General features: G+C 70.1%; 16 protein-coding genes. 4 read left to right on the top strand and 12 right to left on the bottom strand.

The window, feature by feature from the left end; all coding sequences use genetic code 11:
* Nucleotides 1-1131: a sensor histidine kinase gene (locus tag AC1VNM_RS07895; RefSeq protein WP_431101231.1), complete on the bottom strand. Its 1131-nt coding sequence runs from the start codon at nucleotides 1129-1131 to the stop codon at nucleotides 1-3.
* A 62-nt stretch (nucleotides 1132-1193) separates the two neighbouring features.
* Nucleotides 1194-1886 (bottom strand): response regulator, encoded by a 693-nt coding sequence (locus tag AC1VNM_RS07890; protein ID WP_483106493.1) that lies wholly within the window; start codon nucleotides 1884-1886, stop codon nucleotides 1194-1196.
* 185 nt (nucleotides 1887-2071) lie between these two features.
* Here AC1VNM_RS07890 and AC1VNM_RS07885 point away from each other — a divergent pair, with 185 nt between their 5' ends.
* From AC1VNM_RS07885 to AC1VNM_RS07870, 4 genes are all read left to right on the top strand, one after another.
* On the top strand, nucleotides 2072-3535 hold the full coding sequence (locus AC1VNM_RS07885) for an efflux transporter outer membrane subunit (protein ID WP_483106492.1): 1464 nt from the start codon (nucleotides 2072-2074) through the stop codon (nucleotides 3533-3535).
* 145 nt (nucleotides 3536-3680) lie between these two features.
* Complete coding sequence (locus AC1VNM_RS07880; protein WP_483106491.1) at nucleotides 3681-4445, top strand: MipA/OmpV family protein; 765 nt, start codon at nucleotides 3681-3683, stop codon at nucleotides 4443-4445.
* A gap of 28 nt (nucleotides 4446-4473) precedes the next feature.
* Nucleotides 4474-5604 (top strand): efflux RND transporter periplasmic adaptor subunit, encoded by a 1131-nt coding sequence (locus AC1VNM_RS07875; RefSeq protein ID WP_483106490.1) that lies wholly within the window; start codon nucleotides 4474-4476, stop codon nucleotides 5602-5604.
* Complete coding sequence (locus AC1VNM_RS07870; protein ID WP_483106489.1) at nucleotides 5601-8651, top strand: efflux RND transporter permease subunit; 3051 nt, start codon at nucleotides 5601-5603, stop codon at nucleotides 8649-8651. Before AC1VNM_RS07875 ends, AC1VNM_RS07870 begins: the two co-directional genes overlap by 4 nt.
* Nucleotides 8652-8675: 24 nt before the next feature.
* Here AC1VNM_RS07870 and AC1VNM_RS07865 read toward each other — a convergent pair whose 3' ends face one another.
* The 10 genes from AC1VNM_RS07865 to AC1VNM_RS07820 form a co-directional block, all read right to left on the bottom strand.
* Nucleotides 8676-9857 (bottom strand): sensor histidine kinase, encoded by a 1182-nt coding sequence (locus AC1VNM_RS07865; RefSeq protein ID WP_483106488.1) that lies wholly within the window; start codon nucleotides 9855-9857, stop codon nucleotides 8676-8678.
* Nucleotides 9854-12898, bottom strand: coding sequence for a response regulator (locus AC1VNM_RS07860; protein WP_483106487.1), 3045 nt, complete (start codon nucleotides 12896-12898; stop codon nucleotides 9854-9856). The genes AC1VNM_RS07865 and AC1VNM_RS07860 overlap by 4 nt, the downstream gene beginning before the upstream one ends.
* A complete protein-coding gene (locus AC1VNM_RS07855; RefSeq protein WP_483106486.1) occupies nucleotides 12898-15831 on the bottom strand; it encodes a PAS domain S-box protein in 2934 nt (977 codons plus the stop codon). Before AC1VNM_RS07855 ends, AC1VNM_RS07860 begins: the two co-directional genes overlap by 1 nt.
* A gap of 3 nt (nucleotides 15832-15834) precedes the next feature.
* Nucleotides 15835-16875, bottom strand: coding sequence for an ABC transporter substrate-binding protein (locus AC1VNM_RS07850; RefSeq protein WP_483106485.1), 1041 nt, complete (start codon nucleotides 16873-16875; stop codon nucleotides 15835-15837).
* A gap of 255 nt (nucleotides 16876-17130) precedes the next feature.
* Nucleotides 17131-18951 (bottom strand): putative bifunctional diguanylate cyclase/phosphodiesterase, encoded by a 1821-nt coding sequence (locus AC1VNM_RS07845; RefSeq protein ID WP_377154986.1) that lies wholly within the window; start codon nucleotides 18949-18951, stop codon nucleotides 17131-17133.
* Complete coding sequence (locus tag AC1VNM_RS07840) at nucleotides 18948-19571, bottom strand: YfiR family protein (protein ID WP_483106484.1); 624 nt, start codon at nucleotides 19569-19571, stop codon at nucleotides 18948-18950. The genes AC1VNM_RS07845 and AC1VNM_RS07840 overlap by 4 nt, the downstream gene beginning before the upstream one ends.
* Entirely contained in the window at nucleotides 19553-21517 is a 1965-nt protein-coding gene (locus AC1VNM_RS07835; RefSeq protein ID WP_483106483.1) for a TonB-dependent receptor plug domain-containing protein, read from the bottom strand. Before AC1VNM_RS07835 ends, AC1VNM_RS07840 begins: the two co-directional genes overlap by 19 nt.
* A gap of 168 nt (nucleotides 21518-21685) precedes the next feature.
* Nucleotides 21686-23269: a glycoside hydrolase family 28 protein gene (locus tag AC1VNM_RS07830; protein ID WP_483106482.1), complete on the bottom strand. Its 1584-nt coding sequence runs from the start codon at nucleotides 23267-23269 to the stop codon at nucleotides 21686-21688.
* A 272-nt stretch (nucleotides 23270-23541) separates the two neighbouring features.
* Nucleotides 23542-24333 (bottom strand): NPP1 family protein, encoded by a 792-nt coding sequence (locus tag AC1VNM_RS07825; RefSeq protein ID WP_483106481.1) that lies wholly within the window; start codon nucleotides 24331-24333, stop codon nucleotides 23542-23544.
* 16 nt (nucleotides 24334-24349) lie between these two features.
* Nucleotides 24350-26317, bottom strand: a complete 1968-nt coding sequence (locus AC1VNM_RS07820; RefSeq protein ID WP_483109257.1) for a phosphatase PAP2 family protein — start codon at nucleotides 26315-26317, stop codon at nucleotides 24350-24352.
* Between the last annotated feature and the right edge of the window lie 53 nt (nucleotides 26318-26370).

Here is a 26370-nt window from a genome sequence, read left to right as displayed (position 1 = left end):
TCAGCCGTTGAAGCTTTTCGGCAGCGTGACGACAGCCCGCAGCCCGCCGCCTTCGCGCGGCGCCAACACCAGCATGCCCGCATGGGCACGACAGATCGCCTCCGCGATGGCGAGGCCGAGGCCCGAGCCGCCGGAGTCCCTGGATCGGGACTGGTCCGCGCGCCAGAACCGGTCGAGCAGGCGCGGCAACTCCTCGTCGGCAACGCCCGATCCGCGGTCGGCCACGACCAGCTCCACGCTCCGATCGACGGCTGTCGCCCGGATCTCCAGCACGCCGCCCACGGCGGCGTGCCTCACCACGTTCTCCATCAGGACGAGCAAGACCTGACCCACGCGGTCCCGGTCACCGTGGAGGGTCAGGTCGCCTTCAAAGGTCGCTGTCGCGAGGACGCCTGCTTCCTTCATCGCGACTTCCAGCCAGGACACGCGTTCTCGGACCAGCTCGGCCAGGCTGAACGGCTCATGCGCCAGCCGCAACTGCCCGGCCCGGGCCAACGACAACAGATGCAGGTCACCGACCAGTCGATTGATCTGCGCCAGCTGCCGGTGGACCAATGCCAGTTGCGCCATGTCGCGCGGAAACACGTCGTCCAGCATGCCCTGCACACGTCCCATCGCGGCGTTCAGCGGCGTGCGCAACTCGTGCGCCAACATGGCGCTGGACTCGCTCAACTCCCGCTCGTATTGCTCCAGCTTGGCCGCCATGTCGTTGAAGTCCCCCGTCAACTCGACCATCTCGCGAGGCGGTGCGCCATGGACCGTCGCGCGCACGCGGAAGTCTCCGCCCGCGACGCGGCGAGCCGACCGCGCCACCTGCCCGAACTGGCGTGACAAGGTCCGCGACGCGAGGACGCCGAACAGCACCAGGAATGGCAGCTCGCAGGCCGCCAACGCGCCGACCATCAGCCAATCGGGATTGGACAGGCCCGGCACGAACTGCTCGACCGCATAGTGCTGCTGGATCAGCGACCACAGGCGTTCCTCGTTGCCTTGGGGCTGCGCGCGCAGTCGAAGGATCTCCTCGCGCGCGGTCGGCGGCAGGCGGTTCAGGATCGCCTGGTCGTGGAGGCTGAAGTAACCCCACATGCCGATGGCCACCGCCGCGATGGCGCCGAAAGCCAGGGCGCTCATGCGCAAGCCCATCCACAACCACAAGGGCATGGGCCCCGCGCGGCCCGGGAACAGGCGCCGCATCATTGGAAGCGGTAGCCGACGGCCCGCACGGTGACCAGCACCCCGGTGATGCCCTGCTGCTCGAGCTTGCGGCGCAGGTTGTGCACGTGGGTGTCGACCACGCGCTCGAGCGCGTCGCTGTCGGGCAGGCAAGCCTCCAGCAGCTCGCCCCGCGTGAACGCCTTGAACGGCGTCCTCAGCAGCGTCACCAGCAGGTTGAACTCGGTCGGGGTCAGGTCGAGCAGCTGGCGCGAACTGCCGTCCGGGGCCTCGACCGCGGCGACCACGGCGTCGACGTCGACGCTCAAGCGGCCGTGGCGCAACGGACCATCGGCGACTCGCGCCGGCGAGGAGCGACGCAGCACCGCATGGACGCGGGCGACGACCTCCTTGGGGCTGTAGGGCTTGACCACGTAATCGTCGGCGCCGTAACGCAGCGCGCCGAGCTTGTCAGGCTCGTCACCGACGGCGGTGACCATGATGACGGGCGTGTCGCCGGCACGGCGGATGCTGGACAGCACCTCGATGCCGCTGAGCCGCGGCAGCATCACGTCGAGCAGCACGATGTCCGGTCGCCATTGGGCATGCAGCTGCACGGCCCGCTGGCCGTCATGCGCCAGCGTCACGGCGAAACCGTCCTTGCGCAGGTAGGCCTCCAGGATGCTGGCGCTGTCCAGGTCGTCCTCGACGACGAGCACCTTCTTGTCGGTCATCACGATGGGTCAGCCGAATTCAGGAAAGGAAAGACGCCGTGGAAACACGGCAACGGTGGTGGGGCGACGGCGGAATGAGGGGTGGCATCCCCGAGGGTCCTTGATGAAATCTTGATGATTCGCCGAACGTGCCTTGAAACTCCTCGTCGACGCTTCGGGGCATGGACACCTTCGAGCGCTCGCGCATGATTCCACACTTCGCCCTCCGCCCGGGGCATCGCGTTCAACGCACGGCCGCGGCCGGCCTGATCGCGCTGACCGTGGCGGGATGTGCCCTCGCCCCGCCTGCCCAGCGTCCCGAGATGCGCTTGCCGGCCCGCCTGTCCGACGACGGGATCCCGCTGAGCACGCAGACCCGCCCGGACGTGGCCCTCACACCGCAGGAGCGTGATTTCATCGCTGCGTTGGCCCCCGACCGTGACCTCGCGCCGCTGGTCTCGCGAGCGCTGGCGGCCAACACCGACTACCGGCTGGCGGTGCTCCAGGTCGACCAGTCCCGGGCCCAGTACCGGCTGCAGCAGGCCGATCGGTGGCCGACGGTCGGCCTCTCGGCGACCCAGTCGCGCCAGCGTTTCGACAGCGCGGAGCAGGACGCGCGGTATGGCCAGAAGCTGGTCTCGGCCACCCTCGGTCTCGACGACGTCGAACTGGACCTCTTCGGCCGGCTGAAGTCGCTGTCCGATGCGGCACGCGAGCGTTATCTCGCCTCGTCCCACGGACAGCAGGCGGTGCGAGGCGCGCTGGTCGCCGAGGTGCTCCGGCTCTACATCCTGGAACGCAGCGCGGCGCAGGCGCTCGATGTGGCGGCATCGCTCCATGCCCACAGCGCGGACCTGCTGGCCATCGGGCAGCGTCAACGCGCGGTGGGCCTGGCCTCCGACGACGACGTCGACCGCCTTCGGGCGCAGGACGACCGGGCGGCCGTCGCCGAGGCGCAGTCGCGCGAGGCGCATCTCGGCCTGCTGCGCGCGTTGCGGCTGATGACCGGATCGGACGTCGTGCCGGTGGGGCCGCTGGCGCCGCTCGCCAACGCGTCAAGCCCGTCGGCCGCCTTGCGCGACCTGGACTCGCGACTGCTGCTTCAGCGTCCGGACGTGCAGCAGGCCGAGGCCGAATTGCGTGCCGCGCATGCGGACATCGGTGCCGCACGGGCCGCGTTCTTCCCATCGATCCGCCTCAGCACCGGCATCGGCACGGCCAGCGAGGGCCTGCGCGGTCTTTTCGCGAGCGGCAGCGGCGTCTGGAGCTTCATGCCGCAGTTGACGCTGCCGCTGTTCGACCACGGCCGTCGCCAGGCCGCGCTCGATCTGGCCCAGCTGCGGCGCGAGGCGGGCGTCGTCAGCTACGAACAGGCGGTCCAACGCGCGTTCCGGGAGGTGCTCGAGGCCCTCGACGCGCAGTCCACCTGGCGTGAGGCCGAGCGCCGTCAAGCCGATCAGGACGATCGCACGCAGCGCCGCGTGCAACGCGCGACGGCCCGCGCCGAGGCCGGCTGGGTCGATCGCGCCGACCTGCTGGCCGAGCGCATTGCGGCTGGGCAATCGGCGCTGGCGCGGCTCGAAACGCAACGCGATGTGGCGCTGAACCGGGTGCTGCTGTTCCGAGCCTTCTATGGCGTCGCGCTGCCCGCTTCCGCCGCCGCCCTTTGAACCGTCCCCCGATGCGCCCGGCGCATCAGCCCCTGTTTCGCCTCCCCTGTTTCGCCTCCCTGGAGCACCCATGCCTCATCTGTCTCCTCTGCCTCATCGCGTTTCCCTCCTTCTCTCGCGCACCGGCGCGGCACTCGTCGCGTCGATGACCGCATCCGGCGCCGCCATCGCCGCAGATGGCCTGACGCCCTCCCCGCTGCTCGGCGACAAGACCGAGATCACCGTCGGCGCCGCGGCGCAGCTCGCGCCACGCTACGCCGGCGCCGACCGCACGCGGCTGCAGCCGGCCCCCGTGCTGGTCGTTCAGCGCGGCGTGTTTTTCCTCGACACGACGCGCGGCGCCGGCCTGCAGTTCCAGACGGACTGGGGACTGTATGGATCGCAGTCGATGTTCTACGACTTCGGGCGCCTGCAACGTGACAGCGACTGGCGCCCCGGCGACCGCCGCCTGGCCGGCATGGGCGACGTGCGGGGCTCGCTGACCACGCGCAGCCTGCTCGTGCAGGACCTGGGTCACAGCCTCTCGGCCAGCGTCGAGGCGGAATTCGCGCTGCGCGATGGCGCGCGCCGGAACCGATACCGCACCGGCGTCGAGTACGACGTGCTGAAGGCCGGGCGCGAACACGTGACGCTGGACGTCGACGCCTTGTGGGGTGACCGCCGCTACAACCAGGCGTACTTCGGCGTCACGGCGGCGCAGGCGGCCAACAGCCGTTTCGCCGCCTTCCAGGCCGGTGGAGGCCTGTATGCGGGCAGCGTGGCGGCCACCTGGGAGCACCGCTTCGACCCGCACTGGACGGGATCGCTGGAACTGCGCGGAACGCATTACCTCGACAACGCGGCACACAGCCCGGTCGTCGAACGCCGCAATCCCGTGTCGACCACCCTGGCAGTCACCTACGCCTACTGATTCGATGCAAGCAACGATGAAACTGCCCTTGAGCACACGCCCTTCCCGTCGCGTCGCGAGTGCCTGCCTGCTGGCCGTGGCGGCCACGGTGCTTGCCGGCTGCGGCCGCGCGAACGTGGCGCCACCCGCTGCGCCGCGCACCGTGAAGCTGGAGACAGCCGGCATCGGCGCTGCAAGCAGCGACACCCGCTTCATCGCCATGGTCCGGCAGGAGCAGCGTGCCGACCTCGCCTTCGAACAGGGCGGTCGCATTGCGGCGATTGCCGTCGATGTCGGCGACCGCGTGCGCCAGGGCCAGGTACTGGCACGGCTGGACCCGGCACCGATGCTGTTGAAGCTGCGTCAGGCCGAGGCGCAGCTGCGTGCCACGGCCGCGCAATGGCGCGAGCGCGACAGCCAATGGCGGCAGCAGCAGGCCATGTTCGATGACGGGGCAACGTCGCGCGCGACGCTGACGGCGGCGGAGGCCGCCCTCGATGCCGCGGCTGCTCAGCGGCAGACGGCGGAAGCCGACCTGGCGCTGGCGCGGCGCACGGTGCATCAGAGCGAGATCCGCGCGCCCTTCGACGGCAGCGTGGTCGCGCGGCTCGCACAGCCGCAGGGCGATGCGGCGGCGGGCCAGGTCTTGCTGCAGCTGGAGGGCCTCGGGCGGCCACAGGCAGTGGCCGTCCTCCCGGGGGACATCGCCAGCCGGCTGCAGCCGGGCGCGCTGGTGCGCGCGCGGCGTGCCGGTGCCGCCGAGCCCTTCTCGCTGCGCTTGCACGGTGTCTCGTCGCGCCTGGACGCCGGCGGCAGCGCCCAGGTGATCCTCGACTTTCAGGGCGCCGCCAACGCACTGCGCAGCGGCGACAGCCTGTCGCTCGACCTGATTGATGCGCCCGCTGGCGCCCCGGCCGGAGCGCTCACGGTGCCGCTGTCGGCGGTGATCGCCGACGCCCGCGGCGTCAACGCCGCCGTCTTCGTTTATCAGCAGGCGGCCGGACGCGTCACCCGTCGCCCGGTCACCCTCGGCCCGATCGCCGGTGAGCGCTTCGTCATCAGCGCCGGCCTGAAACCCGGCGAGCAGATCGTGACGGCGGGGTCGGCCTTCCTGAGCGATGGGCAGGCGGTCCAGCCGCTGCCCGTGGCATCGCGCCTCGCCGACGGAGGCCCCCTGTGAAGCTCACGCACTCCGCCCTGGGGGCCAGCCGGCTGACCCTGTTGACCGCCGTGCTGCTGCTGTTGGCCGGCGTGGCGACCTTCCTGGATTTCCCTTCGCAGGAAGAGCCCTCCGTCACCGTGCGCGACGCGCTGGTATCGGTCGCCTTCCCCGGCATGCCCAGCGAGCAGGTGGAGCAACTGCTCGCCAAACCCACCGAAGAGCGCCTGCGCGAGATCGGCGACCTCAAGCGGATCGTCACCACGGTGCGGCCCGGCAGCGCCGTGCTGCAGCTCACCGCCTACGACCGGGTGAGCGATCTGCCCGCGCTCTGGCAGCGCGTGCGTGCCAAGGCCGGTGAGGCCGCCGCCGAGCTGCCCGCCGGCACGGTGGGCCCGTTCGTCGAGGACGACTTCGGCCGCGTCGCCGTCGCGTCGATCGCCGTCACGGCGCCAGGCTTCGGCATGAGCGAGATGCGTGAGCCGCTGCGCCGGCTGCGCGAGCAGCTCTATGCGCTCCCGGGCGTCGAGCATGTGTCGCTCTACGGCCTGCGCGAGGACCGCGTCTACGTCGACTTCGACCGCGCCCGCCTGGTCGAGGCCGGCGTGGCGCCGGCCGCGATCGCGCAGCAACTGCAGGCGCAGAACGTCATCGCGCCCGGCGGGCTGATCTCGGCGTCCGGACTCGCCATGACGGTCGCGACCTCGGGCGAGATCCGCGGCCTCGACGATCTCCGCCACTTCCTCGTCGCGGTGCCGGCGGCCGCCGGCAGTCGTCAGGTGCCGCTCGGCCAACTGGCGCGGATCCAGGTCTTGCCGGCCGATCCGCCGGAGAGCGCCGCGGTCTATCAAGGGCAGCCGGCGGTTGTCGTGGCGGTGTCGATGGCCCAGGGGCGCAACATCGCCGCCTTCGGCAAGGCGCTGCGGGCAAAGCTGGAAGAGACCCAGCGCCTGCTGCCGGTGGGCTTCGAGCAGCACGTGGTCACCTTCCAGGCCGACGTCGTCGAGCGCGAGATGGGGAAGATGCATCACGTCATGGGCGAGACGGTGCTCATCGTCATGGCCGTGGTGATGCTGTTCCTGGGCTGGCGCACCGGACTGATCGTCGGCGCCATCGTGCCGCTGACCATCCTCGGCGCGCTGATCGCGATGCGCGCGCTCGGCGTGGAGCTGCAGACGGTGTCGATCGCGGCGATCATCCTGGCGCTGGGCCTGCTCGTGGACAACGGCATCGTCATCGCCGAGGACATCGAACGCCGCCTGGTCGCCGGCGAGGAACGCCGCCACGCCTGCATCGAGGCCGGCCGCACGCTCGCGGTGCCGCTGCTGAGCTCGTCGCTGGTGATCGTGCTGGCCTTCTCCCCCTTCTTCTTCGGCCAGACGGCCACCAACGAGTATCTGCGCTCGCTGGCGGTCGTGCTGGCGGTGACGCTGCTCGGCTCCTGGGTGTTGAGCCTCACTGTCACGCCGCTGCTGTGCCTGTACTTCGCTCACGTGCAGGCGACTCATGGCGCCTCGGACGATCAGGTCGGATCGCGCTTCTATCGCGGCTATCGCGCGCTGATCGGATGGGTGCTCGATCACAAGGCGCTGTTCATCGGCAGCATGGTCGCGTTGCTGATCGCGGCGGGCGCGATGCTGTCGAACATCCCGTACGACTTCCTGCCCAAGTCGGACCGGCTGCAGTTCCAGATGCCGGTGACGCTGCAGCCGGGCAGCGACTCCCGCCAGACCTTGCGTACCGTCGAGGCGATGAGCCGCTGGCTGGCCGACCGCAACGCCAATCCCGAAGTCGTGGACAGCATCGGCTATGTGGCCGATGGCGGCCCCCGCATCGTCCTCGGGCTGAATCCACCGCTGCCAGCGGCCAACATCGCGTACTTCACCGTCAGCGTGCAGCCGGGGACGCGGATCGACGACGTCATCGCCCGAGCCAAGCGGCACATGCGCCTGCACTTTCCCGAGCTGCGAGCGGAGCCGAAGCGCTTCTCGCTCGGCAGCACGGAGGCCGGCGTCGCGATCTATCGCGTGTCGGGGCCCGACGAGGCGGAACTGCGGCGCATCGGCGGCGAGATCCAGGCCGCGCTGGCCTCGGTGCCCGGCAACGTCGATGTCTACGACGACTGGATGACGCGCGTGCCGCGGCGCGTGATCCAGGTCGATCAGGCGCGGGCGCGCCAGGCGGGTGTCTCCAGCGACGACATCGCCCGGGCCTTGCAGATGCGCTACGGCGGCGTCGCGGCGTCGGTCGTTCACGACAACGGCGTGTCGGCGCCCATCGTGCTGCGCGGCGGCGCGTCCGAACGCGCGGCCAAGGGCTCGCCCGCCGACACGCTGGTGTATCCGTCTGCGGGCGGCGCGCCGGTGGCCCTCTCGGCCATCGCCTCGGTGACCAGCGACACCGAGCCGTCGACACTCGTGCGTCGCAATCTCGTGCGCACGCTCACCGTCACCGGGCACAACCCGACGCGGACCACCAGCGAGCTGGTGCAGACGATCGCGCCGCGGATCGCCGCCATCGCGCTGCCGCCGGGCTACCGCATCGAACTGGGCGGCGAGATCGAGGACTCGGCCGAGGCGAATCAGGCGCTGCTCGAGTTCATGCCGCATGCGCTGATCGCGATCCTGCTGCTCTTCATCTGGCAGTTCAACTCGTTCCGCAAGCTGTTCATCATCGTCGCCAGCGTGCCCTTCGTGCTGATCGGCGCGACGCTCGCGTTGCTGCTGACCGGATATCCGTTCGGCTTCATGGCGACCTTCGGCCTGCTGGCGCTGGCCGGGATCATCGTCAACAACGCGGTCCTGCTGCTGGAGCGCATCGAGGCGGAACGCGCCGCCGGTCTCGGTCGGCGCGAGGCGGTCGTTGCCGCGGCGGTCAAGCGCCTGCGGCCCATCGTGATGACCAAACTGACCTGCATCGTCGGCCTGATCCCGCTGATGCTGTTCGCGGGGCCGCTGTGGACCGGCATGGCGATCACGATGATCGGCGGACTGGCGCTGGGCACGCTGGTGACGCTCGGGCTGATTCCTGCGCTCTACGACCTGCTGTTTCGTCGGCGGGGCGGGTGAACGCTGGAGGCCCCACCTGCGCGCTCATTCAACGGTCTGCGGCAGTGAAAATCGAAACGTGGCGCCTTCCCCGGGCGCGGAGGTGGCCCAGACCCGTCCACCGTGGCGCTGCACGATCCGCTGCACGATCGACAGGCCGAGGCCGTGGCCTTCGACCTTCTCCGCGCCCTGCAGGCGGATGAACGGTTCGAACAAGCGCTGCGCGTCTGCTGAATCGAAGCCGGGGCCGTCGTCGCTGACAGAGAAGACGATGGCGGCGCCGTCCCGTTCGCCCCCGATCGAGACCGTCGCTTCGTGTCCTGACGCCTGCTGAACGGAGAACTTCGCAGCGTTGGAGATCAGGTTGGCGAACACCTGCCGAAGCATCGGCGCGTCCGCCACCACGCGAGGCATCGCGCCAACGTCGAACCGCGGCACCACGCCGGATCCTGAGGCCAGAAGTTCCCCGATCACGCTGCGCACGAGCGCCTCCACATCGACTTCGGTGAGCGCCAGCGCGCGCCGGCCCATGTGGGACAAGCGCATCAACGCGTCGATCAGATCCGTCATGCGTTGTGCCGCCAGCTGCATGTCGGCCAGCCAGCCGCGCTGGCGCGGCGACAGCACCGGGCCCGCCTGCGCCGCAAGCAGCGTCGAGAAGCCGACGAGGGCGTTCAGCGGCGTGCGGAGGTCATGCGACACGGTGCGCGCAAAGGCGTCCAGCTCCCGGTTGGTGGCCTCCAGTTCATCGGCACGGCGTTGCAGGCTGAGGTGGAGTCGGGTGTTCTCACGCCGCAGGCGGCCGATCTCCACCGCACGGCCCAGCACCGGCAGGATGGACGCGAGCCGGAACGGCTTGAGCACGTAGTCGGTGGCCCCGCTGCGCATGGCCTCCACCGCGGTGGCGATGCTGCCCTCCCCGGTCATGACGACGCCCACCAGCTGAGGATCGATCTCGAGCGCGGCGCGCAGCAGTTCGATGCCAGTCTTCCCGGGCATCACCAGGTCGGTCAGCAGAACGTCGAAGACGCCGCGCCTCAGTTCGTTCAAGGCGCCCTCGGCGTCGGCGTGGCCCACGACCGCGTAGCCGTGCCCGGCCAGCGTGTCGCACAGGGCCTCCATGTGCCGCGCCTCGTCGTCGACGACCAGCAGCCGGGCGGGCTCGGCCCCGGAGGACCCGGATGACAGGACGGAGCCGGTCGACCCGGCGGGGCTGTGGGTGTTCACGCGTGTTCTCCCTTCGGGGCCGCGAGCAGCCGGGCCAGCGCCGTTCGCACTTCCCGGAGCTTGGGCGGCTTGCTCAACACAAGATCGACCGCGGGCGGCATCTCGCCGTCCGCGATCATCCGCTGGCCCCATCCGGTCAGCAGGATGACCGGCGTGCCGGGCGCGCGCGTCTTGACCTCGGCGGCCACGCGCCGTCCGTCGACATCGGGCATGCCGAGGTCCGTGATGACGGCGTCGAAGGCGGCCGTGTCCTCGCACAGCGCGGCGATGCCGGCCTGCCCGCCGTTGGCGGCCGTCACCGCGTGCCCGTCGCCCTCGAGCGCTTCCTGCATCGACCGCAGGATCAGCGGATCGTCGTCGACCAGCAGGATCCGCAACGGCCCGGCGGGCACCAGGCCCGGGGTGTCCGCCGCCGTGGCTGCGGACGCCGTCCGCCGCACCGGGAAACGCAGTCGGAAGGCGGTGCCCTTCCCGACCACGCTGTCGATCTCCAGGGCCGCGTCGTGGCGCTGGACGGCGCCGTAGACCATGGCCAGGCCCAGGCCGGTGCCGCGCTCGCCCTTGGTCGTGAAGAACGGCTCCAGGCAGCGCCGACGCGTGGATTCATCCATGCCGACGCCGGTGTCCGAGACCTCGATCACGACCTCCTGGCGGTCCGGATGTCCGTCGTCCGCTCCGATGTCGCGCAGGGCCGTCCGCAGCGTCAGCAGGCCGCCCTCCGGCATCGCGTCGACGGCGTTGAAGACCAGGTTGATCAGGGCTTCGCGGATCTCGCTCTCGCCTCCGAGGACTTCGGGCAGGGCCGGTGTCAGGTCGACCGCGAGCCGGATCACCACGCCCCGCTGCTGGGGCATGTCGCTCCAGCGCGCGCGCGTGAGGTCGACGACCTGCGGCACCAGGTCGTTCAGCTGCAGCGGCAGATGCTGGGCGCACGATTCCCGTTGCCGGTAGAACTCGCGCATGCGGGCGACGGTCGCCGCCACATCGTCGATCGCGCGGGCGATGACCGCGAGCCGCGAGCGCGTCTTCTCGCTCAGCCCGGGCGTGCGTTCGAGCAACTCGTCGGTGTACAGCACGATCGGCGAGATCGCGTTGTTGATGTCATGCGCGATGCCGCTCGCCATCTGCCCGAGCGCCCGCAGCCGCTCCTGCTGCATGACCGTCTGCTGGGATTGCGTCAGCTCGTCATAGGCACGCTGCAGGTCCGCGTGCAACTGCGCCTGACGCGCCGCCAGCGCCACGTGGGCGCTCAGCTGGCGCAGGAACTCGCAGTCGCCGCTGCCGAATCCGTTCGTCGCGCGTCGCGCCACCAGCAGCAGCCCGAACACGATGTCGCCGGCCCGCAGCGGCGCCAGCACCATCGAGCGCAGGCCTCGCTGCGAGAGCCGCCGCGCGAGGGGCAGCGACAGGCCGGTGAGATCCGGCTCGTACACCAGCGTCCCCTGCAGCACGCGCGTGACGTCCGTGCCATGAAGCGCGGGGACGGCGTCGGCGCCCTCCGCGTCAGGGCCGTCGGCGCCGCCGTCCCGGCCGGCCAGGATCTCGAAGCTCTCGCCGATGCGGACCGGCGTCAGCGTGCGTCCCGCCGGGTCCAGGATCAGGACGCCGGCCACGGGCGCCGGCAGCCGGTCCTCCAGGGTGCCGACCACGACCTGGTAGATGCTCGGCAGATCCTGCCGCTCGGCGATCGCGGCGGTGATGTGGTCGAGCAGCTGCAGCCGCTCCAGCTGCGACTGCAGTCGGCGCTCGACGCCTTCGCGCTCGGCCACCTCGGCGCTCAGCGTCGCGGTGCGCTCGCGCACGCGCGCCTCGAGGGCGTCGTTGGCGCGCTCGAGGTGGCCGGCCTTGGCCTGCAGGTCCTCGGCCATCGCGTTGAACGCCCGGATCAGGTCACCGATCTCATCGTCGCGCCGGCTCTCCACACGGACGGACATCTCGCCGCCCGCCATGGTCCGGGCGGCGCGCGCGAGCGAACGCAACGGACGCAGGATCGTGCCCGCCAGCAACAGCCCGGCAAGCCCCGCGCCGAGGATGATGGCCGCGGCCAGCCCGAAGCGCTGCCACGTCATGCGGTCGATGTCCGCGACGAAGGCCCGCTCGGGAATCATGTAGAACACGGTCCAGTCCACCGCATGGAAGCGGCGTGCCACGCCATAGTTCCATTGCGCGTTGACCGGCGCCCAGCCGCGGAAGACCGCCGGATCCGGCGACGCCGCCCGCGCGCGTTCGAACTGCTCCGGGAACGGACGGATGTCCGCCAGCAACTCCCGCGTGCGTTCGCCGAAGCGTTGATTCGCGACCAGTCGCTCGACGACCTCGGGCGGCAACTTCCCGGCCGGGCGGAAGACGATGTCCTCGCTGTAGGTGTGGGCGATGCGGATCCCCTCCCGGTCGAACACCACGGCGAAACTGCCCTTGCCCGCCTGCTCGTTGGAGCTCCGGACCGCGGTCCAGAAGGCTTCGGCCCGCACCCAGATCACGCCCACGCAGCGCAGGCCGTCGGCCTCCGACAGGGGCGCGAAGTAACCCAGCGACGGCTGGGCGCTACCGCGTCGGGACGCGACGTAAGGATCGGAGACCACCGGGACACCGCCCAGCGCGGCCTTCACGTTCGGATCCTCGCCCAGGTCCACGCCGACCATGGCGTGCTCGGTCGCCGCGACGACCCGCCCGCGCGGGTCGATGAGCGCCACGCCGCGCACGGCCGCGTCGCTGTCGGGAAAGCTCGCGAGCGCGCCCTGGAGGTCCGCCTGCAGCGCCGCCCGCCGTGGCGGCGTCGCACTGCAGAACTCGCGGGACGAGGGGAGCCGCACCAGGCGCTCCGAGGCATTGCGGTAGCCGCGATGGAAGGCGTCGATCTCCCGGACGATCTGGTCGGCACGCGCCTCCAGCAGGCTCCTGAGGCCGTCGAGCATCCGCTCCCGGTCGTCGCGCAGGTCGACATAGGCCCACAGCGCCAGCGGCAGCGAGGACACCAGCACCAGCATCGCGACCACCTGCAGGCGCAGAGGCCAGCGGCCTGGGTGCCAGAACGCGCGCATCAGGACGGCTCCTTCATCCCGGAACGCCGCGGCCCCCCGGGATCCCCGGGATCCCCGGGATCAGGCGCCGCGCCGGGCGGGTCCGCCGGCGCGGTCGCGCGTCGCAGGGCGCGACGCAACTCGCGCAGCTTCGGCGGCTTGCCGAGCACCTGGTCGACATGCGGCGGCTTCTCGTCTTCGTCCACCAGTCGCTGCCCCCAGCCCGTGAGCAGGATCACCGGCGTGGCCGGCGAGGCCGCCTTCACCGCCGCCGCCACCTGCCGTCCGTCGACGTGCGGCATGCCGAGGTCGGTCACGACGACCTCGAAGCCGCGCCCGTGCCGGTCCGCGCCGCGAAGGGCGTCCCGGAACGCGTCGATCCCGGCCTGTCCCGCATGGGCGCTGGTGACCGCGTGGCCGTCCGCCTCCAGCGTCTCCTGCAGCGATCGCAGCAGCAGCGGGTCATCGTCGACGAGCAGGATCCGCAGCGGCGGCGGCTTCTCGTCGGGGTCGCTGCGGAGCGACGTGCCGGCCCCCTCGTCCGGCGTCGGCACGGTGAAGCGCAGCGACACGCGGGTGCCCTGCCCCGGCGCGCTGTGCACCTCCAGGTCGGCGCCGTGGCGCTGCGCGATGCCGTACACCATCGCCAGCCCGAGGCCGGTGCCGCGCTCGCCCTTGGTGGTGAAGAACGGCTCGAGGCAGCGGCGGCGCGTCGCCTCGTCCATGCCCATGCCGTCGTCGGCGACCTCCAGCATCACGGCCGCGTGGGCGCCCTCGCCTTGCTGGCCCGTGCGGATCGTCACCGTCCCGCCGTCCGGCATCGCGTCGACCGCATTGAAGACCAGGTTGATCAGCGCCTCCCGGATCTCGTTGTCGGTGCCCAGCACCACCGGGTCATCGGTCGCCAGGTCCGTGCGCAGACGGATCACGACGCCGCGCTGCAGCGGCATGTCGCTCCAGCGCGCGCGCGTGAGCTCCACCACCTGCCGCACCAGTTCGTTCAACGACACCCGCGTCAGCGCCGATCCACTCTCGCGCTGGCGGTAGAACTCGCGCATGCGCGCCACGGTCGCGGCCACGTCGTCGATGGCGCGGGCGATGTTGCCCAACGCGCTGCGCGCCGACGGGCTCAGCCCAGGCTCGCGCTCCAGGAGGCTCTCCGTGTAGAGCATGGCCGGCGAAATCGCATTGTTGATGTCGTGCGCGATGCCGCTGGCCATCTGCCCCAGCGCCCGCAGCCGCTCCTGCTGCAGGATCGCCTGCTGCGTCTGGCGCAGGTCCTCGTAGGCCTGCTGCAGCGCGCCGTAGAGCTGCGCCTGGTGGCTGGCCAGGCTGACGTGCTCGCTGAGCTGTCGCAGGAATTCGCAGTCGCTGCTGCTGAAGGCCTGAGGGGCCAGACGCGCGGCGACGAGGATGCCGAACACACGGTTCTCCGACTGCAGCGGCGCGATCACCAGCGATCGCAGGCCGCCGCGCGCCAGCCGCTGCGGGAAAGGGAACGGGACCGTCGTCAGGTCCGGCTCGTAGACCAGGTGTCCGGCCAGGCATTGCGACAGGCCGTCGCCGTCGATCGACAGGTCGGCCTGTTCGGACAACGCGAGCTCCAGGGCCAGCGGCGCGCTCTTCACGCCGACGCCCGTCACCCGCAGCGTGTCGCCGGCGGCGTCGCGCAGGCAGACGCAACTGAAGTCCACCGGCGCGTTGTCCTCCAGCCCGCGGATCACGGCCTGGAAGATGCTGTGCAGGTCCTGGCGTTCACCGACGGCGCGGGTGATCTGGTTCAGCAGGTCCAGCCGCGCCAGCTGCTCCTTGAGCCGGGACTCGCCGAGCTTGCGGCTGGTGATGTCGCGCAGGAAGGCGTTGAAGCTCACCACGCCGTTGGACCGGATCGCGGTGATCGCGAGCTCGATCGGGAACTCGGTCCCGTCGCGTCGCGTCGCCCGCAATTCGACGCGCCGGTCGAGCACGGTCGCCACCCCGGTGTCGAGGTAGCGCCGCAAGCCGGCCCGGTGCGCCTCGCGGAAGCGCTCGGGCACGACGAGCGCTGTCAGGAGCCGCCCGACGGCTTCGTCGGCGGACCAGCCGAACACCGCCTCCGCCTGCGGATTCCAATGCGTGACGCGTCCCTCGCCGTCCATGCCCACGACGGCATCCAACGCGGCATCGAGGATGAGTCGGGTGCGCGCCTCGCTTTCCGCAAGCCGGTCGCGGGACACGGTCGTGGTCCTGAGCAGCGTGCTCATGCCGTCGAACTCGCGCGCCAGCTCGGCGATCTCGTCGGCACCGGTACCGCCGACGGCGTGCTCCAGGTCGCCCGCCCCCACGCGCCGCATGCCCTCGCGCAGTCGGGCCAGCGGACGGGCGATGCCGCGGAAGATGAAGAACATGCTGGCCGCCACCGCGACGGCCAGCATGGCCGACAAGCTCAGGACGATCGCGACCGCGCGCCGCTGGGCGGTCGCCACCTGCTCGCGGCTGATGTCCTGCAGCCGGAACGACTCGCTCATCATGATCAGCGTCTTGCGCGCCATGGCGGCCGTCAGGCGTCCGGCCCACTCGTCGAGGACCTGCCGTTGGCCGTCACCGGCCAGGCGGGCCTGCTGGGCCCGGACCAGTTCCGCGAAGACGGCGGGCGCCTTGTCATGGGCTGCGCGGATCTGCGAGATGCCCTCCTGCTCGTCGCGCGATTCGAAGCCCTGGGCGCGGTCCAGCGCATGGCCCAGCGTGCGGTAGGCGCTGGCCCATTGCACCTCGACCCGCGCCTCGGGCTGGCGTGCGTACTCCAGCGTCAGGTAACGCAGGCCGGCCGCCGACTCGACCAGGTCCGCGGCGGCGCGGTTCTTGCGCATGCTCTCGGCGACCTGCCGGCCGGACACGCCCAGCGACACCGCGATGGCCAGCGTGACCAGCACGCAGGCCGAGCCGATGATCGCGAGGCGGGTCGATATCTTCATGGCCTAGCGGATGATCGTGACCGCACGCGGCTTGACCGCGGCCAAGCCGTCCAGATAGACGGCATCCAGGAAGTTCGGCGCACGCGGCGCGTCCACGACCCGGTTCTTCATCGCCCAGCGCCCTTCGTCCTCGAGGACCACCAGCAGGTGTTGTTCCAGCGACAGGGAGAAACGGCTGCGCGAGAGCAGTTCATGGATCTCCTCGGGCGGTTTGCGCAGCGCCTGCGCGACGATGGACTCGCTGGCGGCCAGGTCGTGTTTCAGCAGATCCTCGGCCTGCAGCAGCGCGACGAGCAGGTGACGCACCACCTCGCCGCGCTGAAGCGCGAAAGCGCGCTGCGAGGCCAGATTGAAGCTGGAGTCGTACACCCCCTCGCTGGGGAACACCGCCGCCCGGTCGCCCAGGCGCCGTCGTGCGTCGGCGACATAGGGCTCCCAGGTCACGATGGCATCGACATCGCCGCGCACGAGCGCATCGGCCAGGTCGCGCGGCTTGTGGTCGACGACCTGGACATCCGCGCGCGACAGGCGCGATCGGACCAGCAACACGTCGAGCACGAAGTCGCCGCTCGTGCCCACGCTGGCGCCGATGCGCTTGCCTCGCAGCGCGTCGGCGGACCAGATGCCGCGGTCGGTACGGCCGACGATGGCATGGTCGCTTTGAGTGGACAAGGTCGCGAGGATGGTGACCGGATGCCCTTTGACCACGGCCAGCGCGACGGGCAGTTCGGCCACCGTCGCGACGTCGGCCTTGCCCGCCAGCACGGCGTCCAGGGCCTCCTTGCCGGAACCGTGGTGCTGCACCGTCACGGACAGGCCTTCGCGTTCGAAGTAGCACCTGGCAACGGCCACAAAGGCGGGCGCCGCGCCGGCATAGGGCGTCACCGCCAGCACGACGGCCTCCCGCGAGGCCGCGGCCTGCGGCGGGTCCGGCCTGCCGCAGGCGGACAGCGCCGAGCCGAGCGCGGTGAGCAGCCAGAGGCGGCGCGTGGCGTTCAGGCGCCACGACCCCGCGAAGACATTCGCCCTGCTTGCGTCAGACATCGCAGCCCCCCTGCGTCTCGAAGGTCCGGGGGACTCGACGTTCCCTCTCCGGCTCGCACCTCGCGCTACCCGCCCCTGCGCAACGACGGTCGAAGGGTGACCCGGCCTGCGCGCTGCCACATCGGCGCACTCACCGGATTCCTGGGTAGTCTTTCTGAATGACAGCGACCATTAGAGGCCGAAGCCCGCGCCATGTCCAGGGTCGGCAGCCTGGCGGTCTCGCGGCCAGTTCGCCGGGGACGCGGGCCCTCGCACTCAGCTGGGAACGGGCTCGGACAACAAGGCTTCGATGTGGGAGACGCTCTCGGGTCTGCACAGGCCGAAGCCCTGCATCAGATCGCATCCCATGGCCACGAGCGCCGCCTCGTCCGCCTCCAGTTCAACGCCCTCCGCAACGACCGTCATGTGCATCGCATGCGCGACCCGCACCATCGACTCCACGAGCATTCGGGAATCGTCGCTGGCGGCAAGCCCGTGCACGAAGAGCCGGTCGATCTTGATCTTCTTGCAGCGCAGCCGGCGCAGGTAGGCCAGCGAGCTGTAACCCGTGCCGAAGTCGTCGATCGCCAGCCCGTAGCCCAGGCCCTGCAGCGTGAACACGAAGGAATCCGGCTTGTCGATGTCCTCGAAGTTCAGGCTCTCCGTCAGCTCGAATTCGACCTCCAGCGGCGTGAGCTGGAGGGTCTTGAGCTGCTGCAGGAAACGTTCGCGATGCTGCGGCTTGCGGCACTGTTCCCAGGACAGGTTGATGGCCACCGGCGGGCACCGGAGTCCGCGGGCCTTCCATCGGTCCAGGTCTTCGCGCAGCCGGGCAAGCATCGCCAGCCCGAGGTCCACGATCATTCCCGACGACTCGGCCACCGGAATGAACGCCGCGGGCGACACCGGGCCGCGCTCCGGGTGCTGCCAGCGTGCCAGGGCCTCCAGGCCTCGGATTCGACGCTGCGCGTCGTATTGCGGCTGGTAGGCCAGGTGGAACTGACCCTCGATCAGCCCGGCTCGCAGGTCGTTCTCCAGCGCGATCCGCGACTGCAGCTGCTCGCCGAGTTGAGGCGTGAACATCTGGAAGCCGTCCTTGCCCAGGAGCTTGGCCTGGCGCATCGCCGCATCGGCGCAGCGCAGTGCGTCACTCGCGGTGCCGGCTTGCTCCGGCAGCAACACCGCGCCGGTGCTGGCGCGCAGGTGCAGCCAATGACCATCGAAGAACAGCGGTTGGGTCAGTCCGATCTGCAACTGGACTGCAAAGGCCTGCAGCGAGGCGGCGTCCGGCCGCGGCGTCAGCAGCACGGCGAACTCGTCCGCCGACAGCCGCGCGGCGGCATCGCCCGGGCGGCAGAGCTGGCGCAACCGTTGACCGGTCGCCTGCAAGGCCGCGTCGCCCGCCGCGTGTCCGAACTGGTCGTTGATCTGCGTGAAGTTGTCCAGGTCCAGCAACAGCAGCGCTGCGCCGCCTTCGTCAGTGATCGCCTGGTCCAGCAACAGGCGCAGATGCTCACGGTTGGGGAGATCGGTCAACGCGTCGAACCGCGCCAGGTATCGAGTGCGCCGCTGTGCCTCCTGCATCCGCACACGCAGGCGTTTGGACAGCAACCAGGCCAGCGCGGCCGTGGCCGTCAGCGTGGCCAGCGTCGCTCCGATGAATTGCGCCAGGTCGCCCCACATGGGCAGGCGGCTCGCGCTCAAGACGAGGGTACCCACCACCTGTCCGTTGGCGGACACCGGCTCCACCAAGGTGATCTGGCCGGCCCAGTCCTCGAGCCGGGACCGCTGCGCCGGCGGACGCACGTAGATCGTGAACACGCTGCCGTCCCGCTTGAGCAACTGCGCGCGCAGCGTGGCCGGGTTCTGTTGCAACGCCTGCAGGATCTCCGCGGCGTCCTCGCGGCTGTCGAAGACCAGCGCGGCGGACGCCGTCTGTCCCACGATGCCGGCCTGCAGGCGCAGATCCTCCCGCTGCCGGTCCTGCAGGCGCCAGAACTGCATGGCACTGAGCAGCAAGGCAAAGACGAGCAGCACGGTCAGCGACACGGCGAGTTCGCGCCAGCGCTCCACGGTGTCGAAGATCTTGGCGTTCATGGCGAAGTCGATTGATGCCGCACGAAACGCGCCAGTCGCAGCAACTTGGCGCTCACCGTCAGCCCGGCGCTCCGCGCCGCATCCAGGTCGACGTCGAAAACGATACGCCCATCCTCCACCTGCAGGTTCACCATCGCCCCGAAGTCCAGCATGCCGGCCTCGTCGGCCAGCACCAGGACGTGGGCGCGCTCGAGTGCCGAGCGCCAGGCCGGCTGCGGCTCCCCGACGTAGAGGACGTGGCAGCCGACGAGCTGCTCCGGGCGCGAGACGCGGCGCACCTCGATCGTGAACTGCCGGATTGGCCGGGCCGCCAGCGCTTGCAGGAAAGGTCCAAGCCGACTGTCCCCCGCGATGCACAGGTGCAACACGCGGCCGGCTTCCCGCTCCGCGGGCCAGGTGATGAACATCAGCGTCCGGTAGATCACCTCGGCCTTCAGGACCTCCGGGCCAGAGGCTTGCGCGAGCGCGGGAGCACCGATCGCGACGCCCAGGAACGCCAGCATTCCGGACATCGCGAGGCGCCGGAAGCGGCCGCGGTCACCCGATGCCGGCGCACTGGCGCGCCCGATCGAAAGCGGGGACATGAGCATCCGCACCACGGTCAGAAGGCGATCCGCCAATCCAGACGCCAGGTTCGGCGTGGCTGGGGAATCGCGTCAAGTGAGGCGTCGGGTGACGACGGGTCCTGGTTGGCGCGATCGAGCAGGTTGTCGACGTGCATCGCGACGGTCTGGCGCTCGTCGACGCGGTAGCGCAAATGCGCGTTGAGGAAGGCCGACGGCGAGACCCGCACGCGGCCCAGTCGCGCGCCAAGTGCGGTGCCTTCCACGCCGAACTGCCATTGATGCCATTCGGACGTGACGAGATGGCCCTTGACCATCCAGGTCGGCGCGTTGCTCAGCCGCGCGCCCCGGTCGTCGCGGGCATCCATCCACGAGGCGCTCGCGCGCCAGAGCCAGCCGTCCTGCCGCCGATGCTCGACGGAGAGGTCCACGCCCCGCATCCGCGCGCGGCCACGATTGACGAATTGCACCACCGCGTCCGACTCGGCGCTCAGCGGTACCTGCTCGATCAGGCGATCCAGGCGCGTGTCGTAGGCGTTCACGCCCAGCGCCTGTCCCGACGGCAGCAGATACTCCCACGCGATCTCCGCGGAGCTCAGCCGCTCGGGCCGCAGCGCCGGATTGGCCAGCTGCGATTGACCGCCGTCGTCGTAGAAGCGCTCATAGAGATTGGGCGAACGGAAGGAGCGCGCCCACATCAACTTGAGGGTTTGGCGCTCGCTGGGTCGGTAGACCAGCACCGCCCGCGGCGACAGCGCCGGCGAGAAGCCTCGCGCGTGGTCCACCCGCAGCCCGGTCGTGAGCTGCCAGGCCTGCGACAACCGCCATTGGTCCTGCGCGAACAGTGCCGCCGAATCCTGCGTCACATGCGAGTCCAATCGCGATGCGTAGGGCTCGACCCGGTAGTTGCGTTGCACGCCGTAGGGCGAAGTCCTCACCTCGGCGCCGGTCATCAACTCGTGGTTGAGCAGGCCGCGCCACAGCACGCGTGCATCGACGGTGATCCATTGGGCATAGGCCTCGTCCTTGTCGATGACCGCGGGGGATTCGCCGAAGACGTAGCGGCCGCGAAAATCGTATTGAGACAGGTTGAATCGCAGGCTGCGGCGCAGGTCCCCTTGCCAGCCTTCGTCGTAACCGGCCTCGACCATCAACTCGCGGTCCGTGTAGCGGGTGCCCGATGCGCCGGGCAAGGTGCCGTAGGGCGCGGTGGGCACCTCCTTGTCGCGTTGCACCGCGGACAGCGACAGCCGCCAGCGGCCAACGCGGTACTTCGCGAGCATGGCCACCTGGCGCTCGCCGTCCAGTCCGCGGACCCAGCCGTCGGCGGTGCCCAGCGAGGGCAGGAACAGGTCCTCGCCGCCAGTGCGTTGAAGGTTCACGCCAAGGAACAGGTCGCCGCCCGCGACGTCGACGGCGCCGTAATGCAACTCCGCGCGGCGCATGCCGTCGCCGCCGGCGCTGGCGAGCGCGGACAGGCCCGGCGCATCGATGCCGTCCAGCGTCACCACGTTGACCACGCCCAGCAGCGCGTTGCTGCCGTAGATCGAGGAGCCCGGGCCCTGCACGAGCTCAACCCGCTTGACCCAATCGGCGACGACGGGGAACTCGAGTTGCGGCAGTCCCTGGTCGTAGATGGCGTCATTGACACGCTGACCGTCGATGGACATCAGCACGCGGGAGTTGTAGTCGCCCGGCCGGTTGAAGCCGCGAACGCCCAGGTTGCTGTAGCTGCGCGTGTTGCCCAGATAGACGCCGGGCAGCCGGCCGAGCATGTCGCCGATGGTCACGTGGCCGAGCGCCGCCGCCTCCTGGCGAGTGATCACGCTGACGGCGGCGGGCGCATCCATCAGGCTCTGCGCGTAGCGTGAGGGTCCCTGCACTTCGCGCTTCAGCAGCGCTTCCAGCTGGTCCTCATCCTCGCCGACCGGTGCTGCGGTCGCGCCCAGACTGACCAGCGGTCCGAGCAGGCCACAAACGGCCCAGGCAATTGCGTGTTTCACGGGGAAACGCCGTAGGGCGGCGACGGCGGGTACAACAAAGGGGGGCCAGCTTATCGGGCAGCGTTGACCGGATGGAAGTCAAACTTCACATCATTGAAAACTTGCTGCGATACCCCTATAAGCAAACCGTCGCCCCGGACTTAGTGCACGCTCCCGCAGGCGCCGGACTCAGATCGGCGCGTTGGCCGACGGAAAGTCCGGGAAGGCGCCGTCACAGCCGAGGGGCGCCCGGGGTCCGGCGCGCACGTCGTTGAGCTTGAAGGTCGACGACGTGGCGAACGGGATCGTCACCGGTCCCGGTCCGAGCGTCAGCGTCGCATAGTCCGGCTGCGTCGGCCCGCCCTTCTTGCCGTCGGAGGTCAGGAAGTTCGTCGAGTCGAAGACCACGTTGTCCAGCGTCATCGTCAGCGTGTTGGTGACGCTGCCGTTGTGATAACCGCGGAAGACCAGCTTGCCGGCGCCGAACTTCGCGCTGCTCAGCACGTGGATGTTCTGCAGCAGGATGTCGGTGATGTTGGGCGCGGTGCTGTGATTGCCGCTGCTGTAGTACGGCGTGAAGATCAGCGGCTGCTTGACGTTGCGCATGCAGGCGTTGGCGAAGATCACGTTGCTGACCGGACCGCCCACGCTGTCGTAGGTCTTGATGCGCAAGCCATTGACCTGGGCGTCGTCGAAGCCGTCGATGCTGACGTCGTCGACCCGCACCTGGCTGACGCCCCGGGTGGTCTCGCTGCCGATCGACACGCCGTGGCCGTAGTACAGGTGGTTGTGCGCGATGTAGATGTCGGAGCTCGGCGCATCGGCGGCCTTGATGGCGATGTGGTCGTCCCCGGTGCTGATGGACGCGTGCGCGATCCTCACGTTGCTGCTCTCCACCACGTCGATGCCGTCGGTGTTGGCCGCCGTGTCCGGCGTGAAGCAGGTGCTGGGCCTGGTGGCCGCGACGTCGGGATTGGGCGTCGTGCCGGCGGCACACGCGTAGTGGGCCACCGAGTAGGCCAGCGACGGCGCCAGGACCTTCGTGTTCCAGGCGACGAAACCGGTCAGCCCGCTGACCACGACGTGCGCGTTCGGTGAGTTCTGCAGCGTGACGCGATACAGCGTGAAGTTGCTGCCGCCGATCAGGTTGATCAGGCGCGGGTTGTTCTGCTTCTTGCCCGTCGCCTCCAGGAGATTGGCGACGTCCCACCAGGTCATCTTGCCGGCATTCGCGCCGGAGGTCAGCACGCTGCCGCCGCGGCCGTCGATGATGCCGTCGCCGACCACGCGGCTGTCGGCCGCATTCTTCAAGCGGATCAGCGCGTAGCAGGACTTGCCGTCGCCACCCGCGGTGCCGCAGTTGCCGCCGCCGTTGTCGAAGTCTTTCGGACTGCGCGACGCGAAGAGGGTCACGCCGTTGTCGACCCACAGCGTGACGCCGCCCTTCAGCACCAGCGGCCCCGACAGGAAGGCGTTGGCGTTCCCGCTGATGACCAGGCGCACCGCCTGGCCGCTCGGGCAGGCATCGATCGCATCCTGGATCTGGCGCGTGTCCGGTTGCGAGTGCGCGGAGTCCGCGTCGACCGCGTCCGGCAGCAGACCGCCCGACTGCGTCAGGGATGCGTTCAGGGTCTTGCAGACCGCCGTCGCGGCGGGCAAGGCCGGCTCCGCGGGCAGCGTCGGGTTGTAGGACGCCGCTTGCGCGGCGGAGGCGGTGATCGCGCCGAGCGCGGCCACCACGGCGAGGTGGCGTCGGGAGAGAACGGGAGTCATCAGGATCCTTGGCGGGAGAGGCTCGCCGGACCGGCGGAGAACACGGACCGGGGGCGGGTGGACAGGCCGTGCTGTGTACCGTGGTGCCAGGTCTTGCGGTTGCGTTCGACGCGAGTCCAGACGTAAGCCAAGGATTGCGATTGCAGCGGAATGCAAGAAGGGCGAAAGCCGTTCCGTTTTGCAACCGGGAGATCACGCCAAGCCAACCAGGCCACAACCCCCTCAAGCGTCCCTCGAGGATCCCGGCCCTACGCGGACACCGCGCCCTCGCCTCACTGCGCCGCGTCCAGACTCGCCTGCGTGAACGCGGGATAACCCGCCGGGCGGTAGTTGTTGAGGTTGTTCAGGAAGTTGCTGTCCTTGACCGGGACGTTCGCCGAGCCATAGTCGAAGGTGTTGAGCAGGCTGCGCATCGTGGCGTTGCTCACGCCGTCACCGGTCATCGATGTCCAGCTGACGATGGCGGGTGTCAGCCATTGGCCGTACGGGTTCTCCGCGGCGACCTCGGTGGCGCCGGCGAAGCGCATCGCATGCGTGAGCGCGCCGTCCTTGTGATAGACGAAACGCACATGCCCGTTCTGCACCGCCAGCGTGTCCACCGTCGCGTTGTTCAGGTCGCCGTGGGCGCTGTAGCCGCCGTGGGTGACCGCGCCGTTGGTCGTCCAGATGGCCACGTGCTCCCAGTCGTGGCGGTGCCCGCCGCCGAGCCCCGTCGTCTGGTCCTTCAGGAAGTACAGGGCGTAGAAGTGCCCGCAGTACACGTTGCCGCCGCTGGTCACGCAGGCATGGCGATGCAGCGTGTTGGCGTAGTCCAGGAAGTCGGTGCGACGGCAGCCGCCGGTGATGCTGCCCGAGGTCTTGAGGCCGCCGTTCTGCTGGCCGCCGCGGCTGATGCCGGCGCTGGGCAGGCAGCCGTCGGTGTCGAAGTCGAACAGCGGATAGGTGGCCGCGATCTGGACGTTGACCGGCCAGGCGGCACTCAGCGCGGGGAAGTCGTCGGCGCGCGCGGACGCGGTCGCGAGCGCGGCCAGGAGCGCCAGGGCGGCGATGCGGATGCGATGCATGGTGGACGTCCTCGGGTCAGTTGATGCGGATCTGGAGACCGGTGGCGGTGTAGGTCGGCGTGGCCGCGAAGCCGTCCACGACGACCTTGTCGAACCTGCCCTGCAACGCGGCGGCCTGGATCACCGTGAAGCTGTCGCCGCTGCGCGGCGTCGTGCCGGACTGGAACTTCACGGCCAGCGTGCCGCCCGCGATCACGACCTTGCCCTGCGCGGCCAGGCTGCCGGCGTTGCTCGCGCCGAGGTGCAGCTCCAGCGTGCCGGTGGCCAGTTGGGTGTAGTTCGTGACCGCGACCGGCACCGGCGCCTGCGTCGTCAGCGTGCCGGTGTCGACATAGACGTCCCCGGTGCCCAGCGCCTTGGCGCTGTCGGCGCGCAGGACGCCGGCGGAGACCTGCGTGCCGCCGCTGTAGCTGTTGCCGCCTGCGAGGGCGAGCGTGCCGCTGCCCAGCTTGGTCAGCTTGCCCGCGCCGCGGATGTCGTTGCGCCAGACGTCCAGCGCCTGGAAGCCGCCCTTGGCCGCGTCCATCGTGACGCCCACATCGCCGTCGAAGGCGGCGTACCCGTCCGCCGCGGCGAAGAGGTTCAGACGGCCCCAGCCTTCGGCGTCGTCCATCACCGGATAGCCGGAGCTCAGCGCGGTCGTCTTCAACACGACCCGACGCTGGTCGGCGCTCAGGTAAGGGAGGCGCGTCTCGAGCAGCACTTCCGCGCCCTTGGGCACGACGGCGCCCTGGGTGGTCGCGCCGATCGGGCTCAGGCCGAAGGTCATCAGGCGCTGCACCGTCGCCTTGTTGGTCGCGTAGTCGGCGTAGGCGTCCTGCGCCGCCGGCAGCGAGTGCGCATAGGCCTGCAGCGCCGCGGCGTCCTTGGCGCCCACCGCCGCCATCAGGGCCGTGCGGGCCTGGTCGTAGGCCGCCTGGCGGTTGGTCTTGTTGGGATCGTTGGCGAGGTTGGCCGCCGCGGCCGCCACGCCCTGGATGCGTCCGCCCACCACGTCGAGCGGCGAATGCATGCCGGCGAGGATGCGGTTCTCGCCCAGCACGAGGGCGCGGGTCACCATCTCCTGGTAGCGCTCGGGCACCAGGTAGGCCATGGCCAGCGCCTTGCGGACACCTTCCGCCGTGTGGCCGCTGACGAAGCCGCCGTCGGTCGTCGGCGTGGCGCTCTTGGCGGGCTCCAGCGCCGGCACGACCTTGACGCTGGCGCTCCAGCGCCATGGCCGCGCGTACTTGTAGAAGCGCTTGGCCGGCTCGGTCGACGCGTTGGCGCCGATGGCATTGACCAGGTCGATCGCCGCGCCAAAGCCGTGGCTGTTGGCGGCGCCGGCATTGCCGATGTCATTGCCCTGGTCGTTGTAGAGCACGGTGGTCGCATCGGGCGCGACGCCCGTGATGGTCGTCGTCTGCTCGCTGAGGGTGCGCCACGCCGAGGTCAGCGGCCCCATGCCGTCGCTGACGCTGTAGCCCTTGCCCCGTCGATCGTCGAGGTAGGCGGCCAGCTCCTGGGCCGCGGTCCGACGGCCCGTCGCGTCGACGACGTACTGCACGTTGGCGGCGTGGACGGCGGCGTTGAGCACCTTGCCGTCGGTCGCATCGCCGGGAATGCCGCTCCACGTGGAGGCCGCCACGGCCGCGAAACCATCGCGGGCCGGTGCGCTCGATCCCGCGTCGACCAGCTGCGTGCTCGGCTGCCAGATGTCGAGGAAGCCGGCGACCACGCGCACGCCCGCATTGGTTTGCAACGTGGCGTAGCGAGCGTCACCGCGCTGGTTGGTGGCGATGGTGTCGACGAAGGGCGGGGTCTTCGCCTCGTCCTGCACCGCCGCGGTGTCGGTGGTGCCCAGCCCCTTCGGTGCCGCGGGCACCACCAGGGGTGTGTCCTGTTCGTCGTCGTCGGACGAGGAGCAGGCGCCGAGCAGGAGCGCCGGCACCAGCACGGGAAGAATGGCCAGGAGCAGTCGGTTGCGTTTCGGTTGGGAATTCATCATGGGAGTCGTCGACAAGGAATGGTCGCCGGCGACTCTAGAAAGGCGCGATG

The organism is Mitsuaria sp. MSU3D, from assembly GCF_056867975.1.
This window is presented reverse-complemented; position numbering and strand designations above follow the sequence as displayed.

Bases quoted from the DNA above. Each gene is read 5' to 3' on its own strand.
- AC1VNM_RS07895 (WP_431101231.1), bottom strand. From the start codon at position 1,131: ATGAGCGCCCTGGCTTTCGGCGCCATCGCGGCGGTGGCCATCGGCATG.
- AC1VNM_RS07890 (WP_483106493.1), bottom strand. From the start codon at position 1,886: ATGACCGACAAGAAGGTGCTCGTCGTCGAGGACGACCTGGACAGCGCC.
- AC1VNM_RS07885 (WP_483106492.1), top strand. From the start codon at position 2,072: ATGATTCCACACTTCGCCCTCCGCCCGGGGCATCGCGTTCAACGCACG.
- AC1VNM_RS07880 (WP_483106491.1), top strand. From the start codon at position 3,681: ATGACCGCATCCGGCGCCGCCATCGCCGCAGATGGCCTGACGCCCTCC.
- AC1VNM_RS07860 (WP_483106487.1), bottom strand. From the start codon at position 12,898: ATGCGCGCGTTCTGGCACCCAGGCCGCTGGCCTCTGCGCCTGCAGGTG.
- AC1VNM_RS07855 (WP_483106486.1), bottom strand. From the start codon at position 15,831: ATGAAGATATCGACCCGCCTCGCGATCATCGGCTCGGCCTGCGTGCTG.
- AC1VNM_RS07850 (WP_483106485.1), bottom strand. From the start codon at position 16,875: ATGTCTGACGCAAGCAGGGCGAATGTCTTCGCGGGGTCGTGGCGCCTG.
- AC1VNM_RS07845 (WP_377154986.1), bottom strand. From the start codon at position 18,951: ATGAACGCCAAGATCTTCGACACCGTGGAGCGCTGGCGCGAACTCGCC.
- AC1VNM_RS07830 (WP_483106482.1), bottom strand. From the start codon at position 23,269: ATGACTCCCGTTCTCTCCCGACGCCACCTCGCCGTGGTGGCCGCGCTC.
- AC1VNM_RS07825 (WP_483106481.1), bottom strand. From the start codon at position 24,333: ATGCATCGCATCCGCATCGCCGCCCTGGCGCTCCTGGCCGCGCTCGCG.
- AC1VNM_RS07820 (WP_483109257.1), bottom strand. From the start codon at position 26,317: ATGAATTCCCAACCGAAACGCAACCGACTGCTCCTGGCCATTCTTCCC.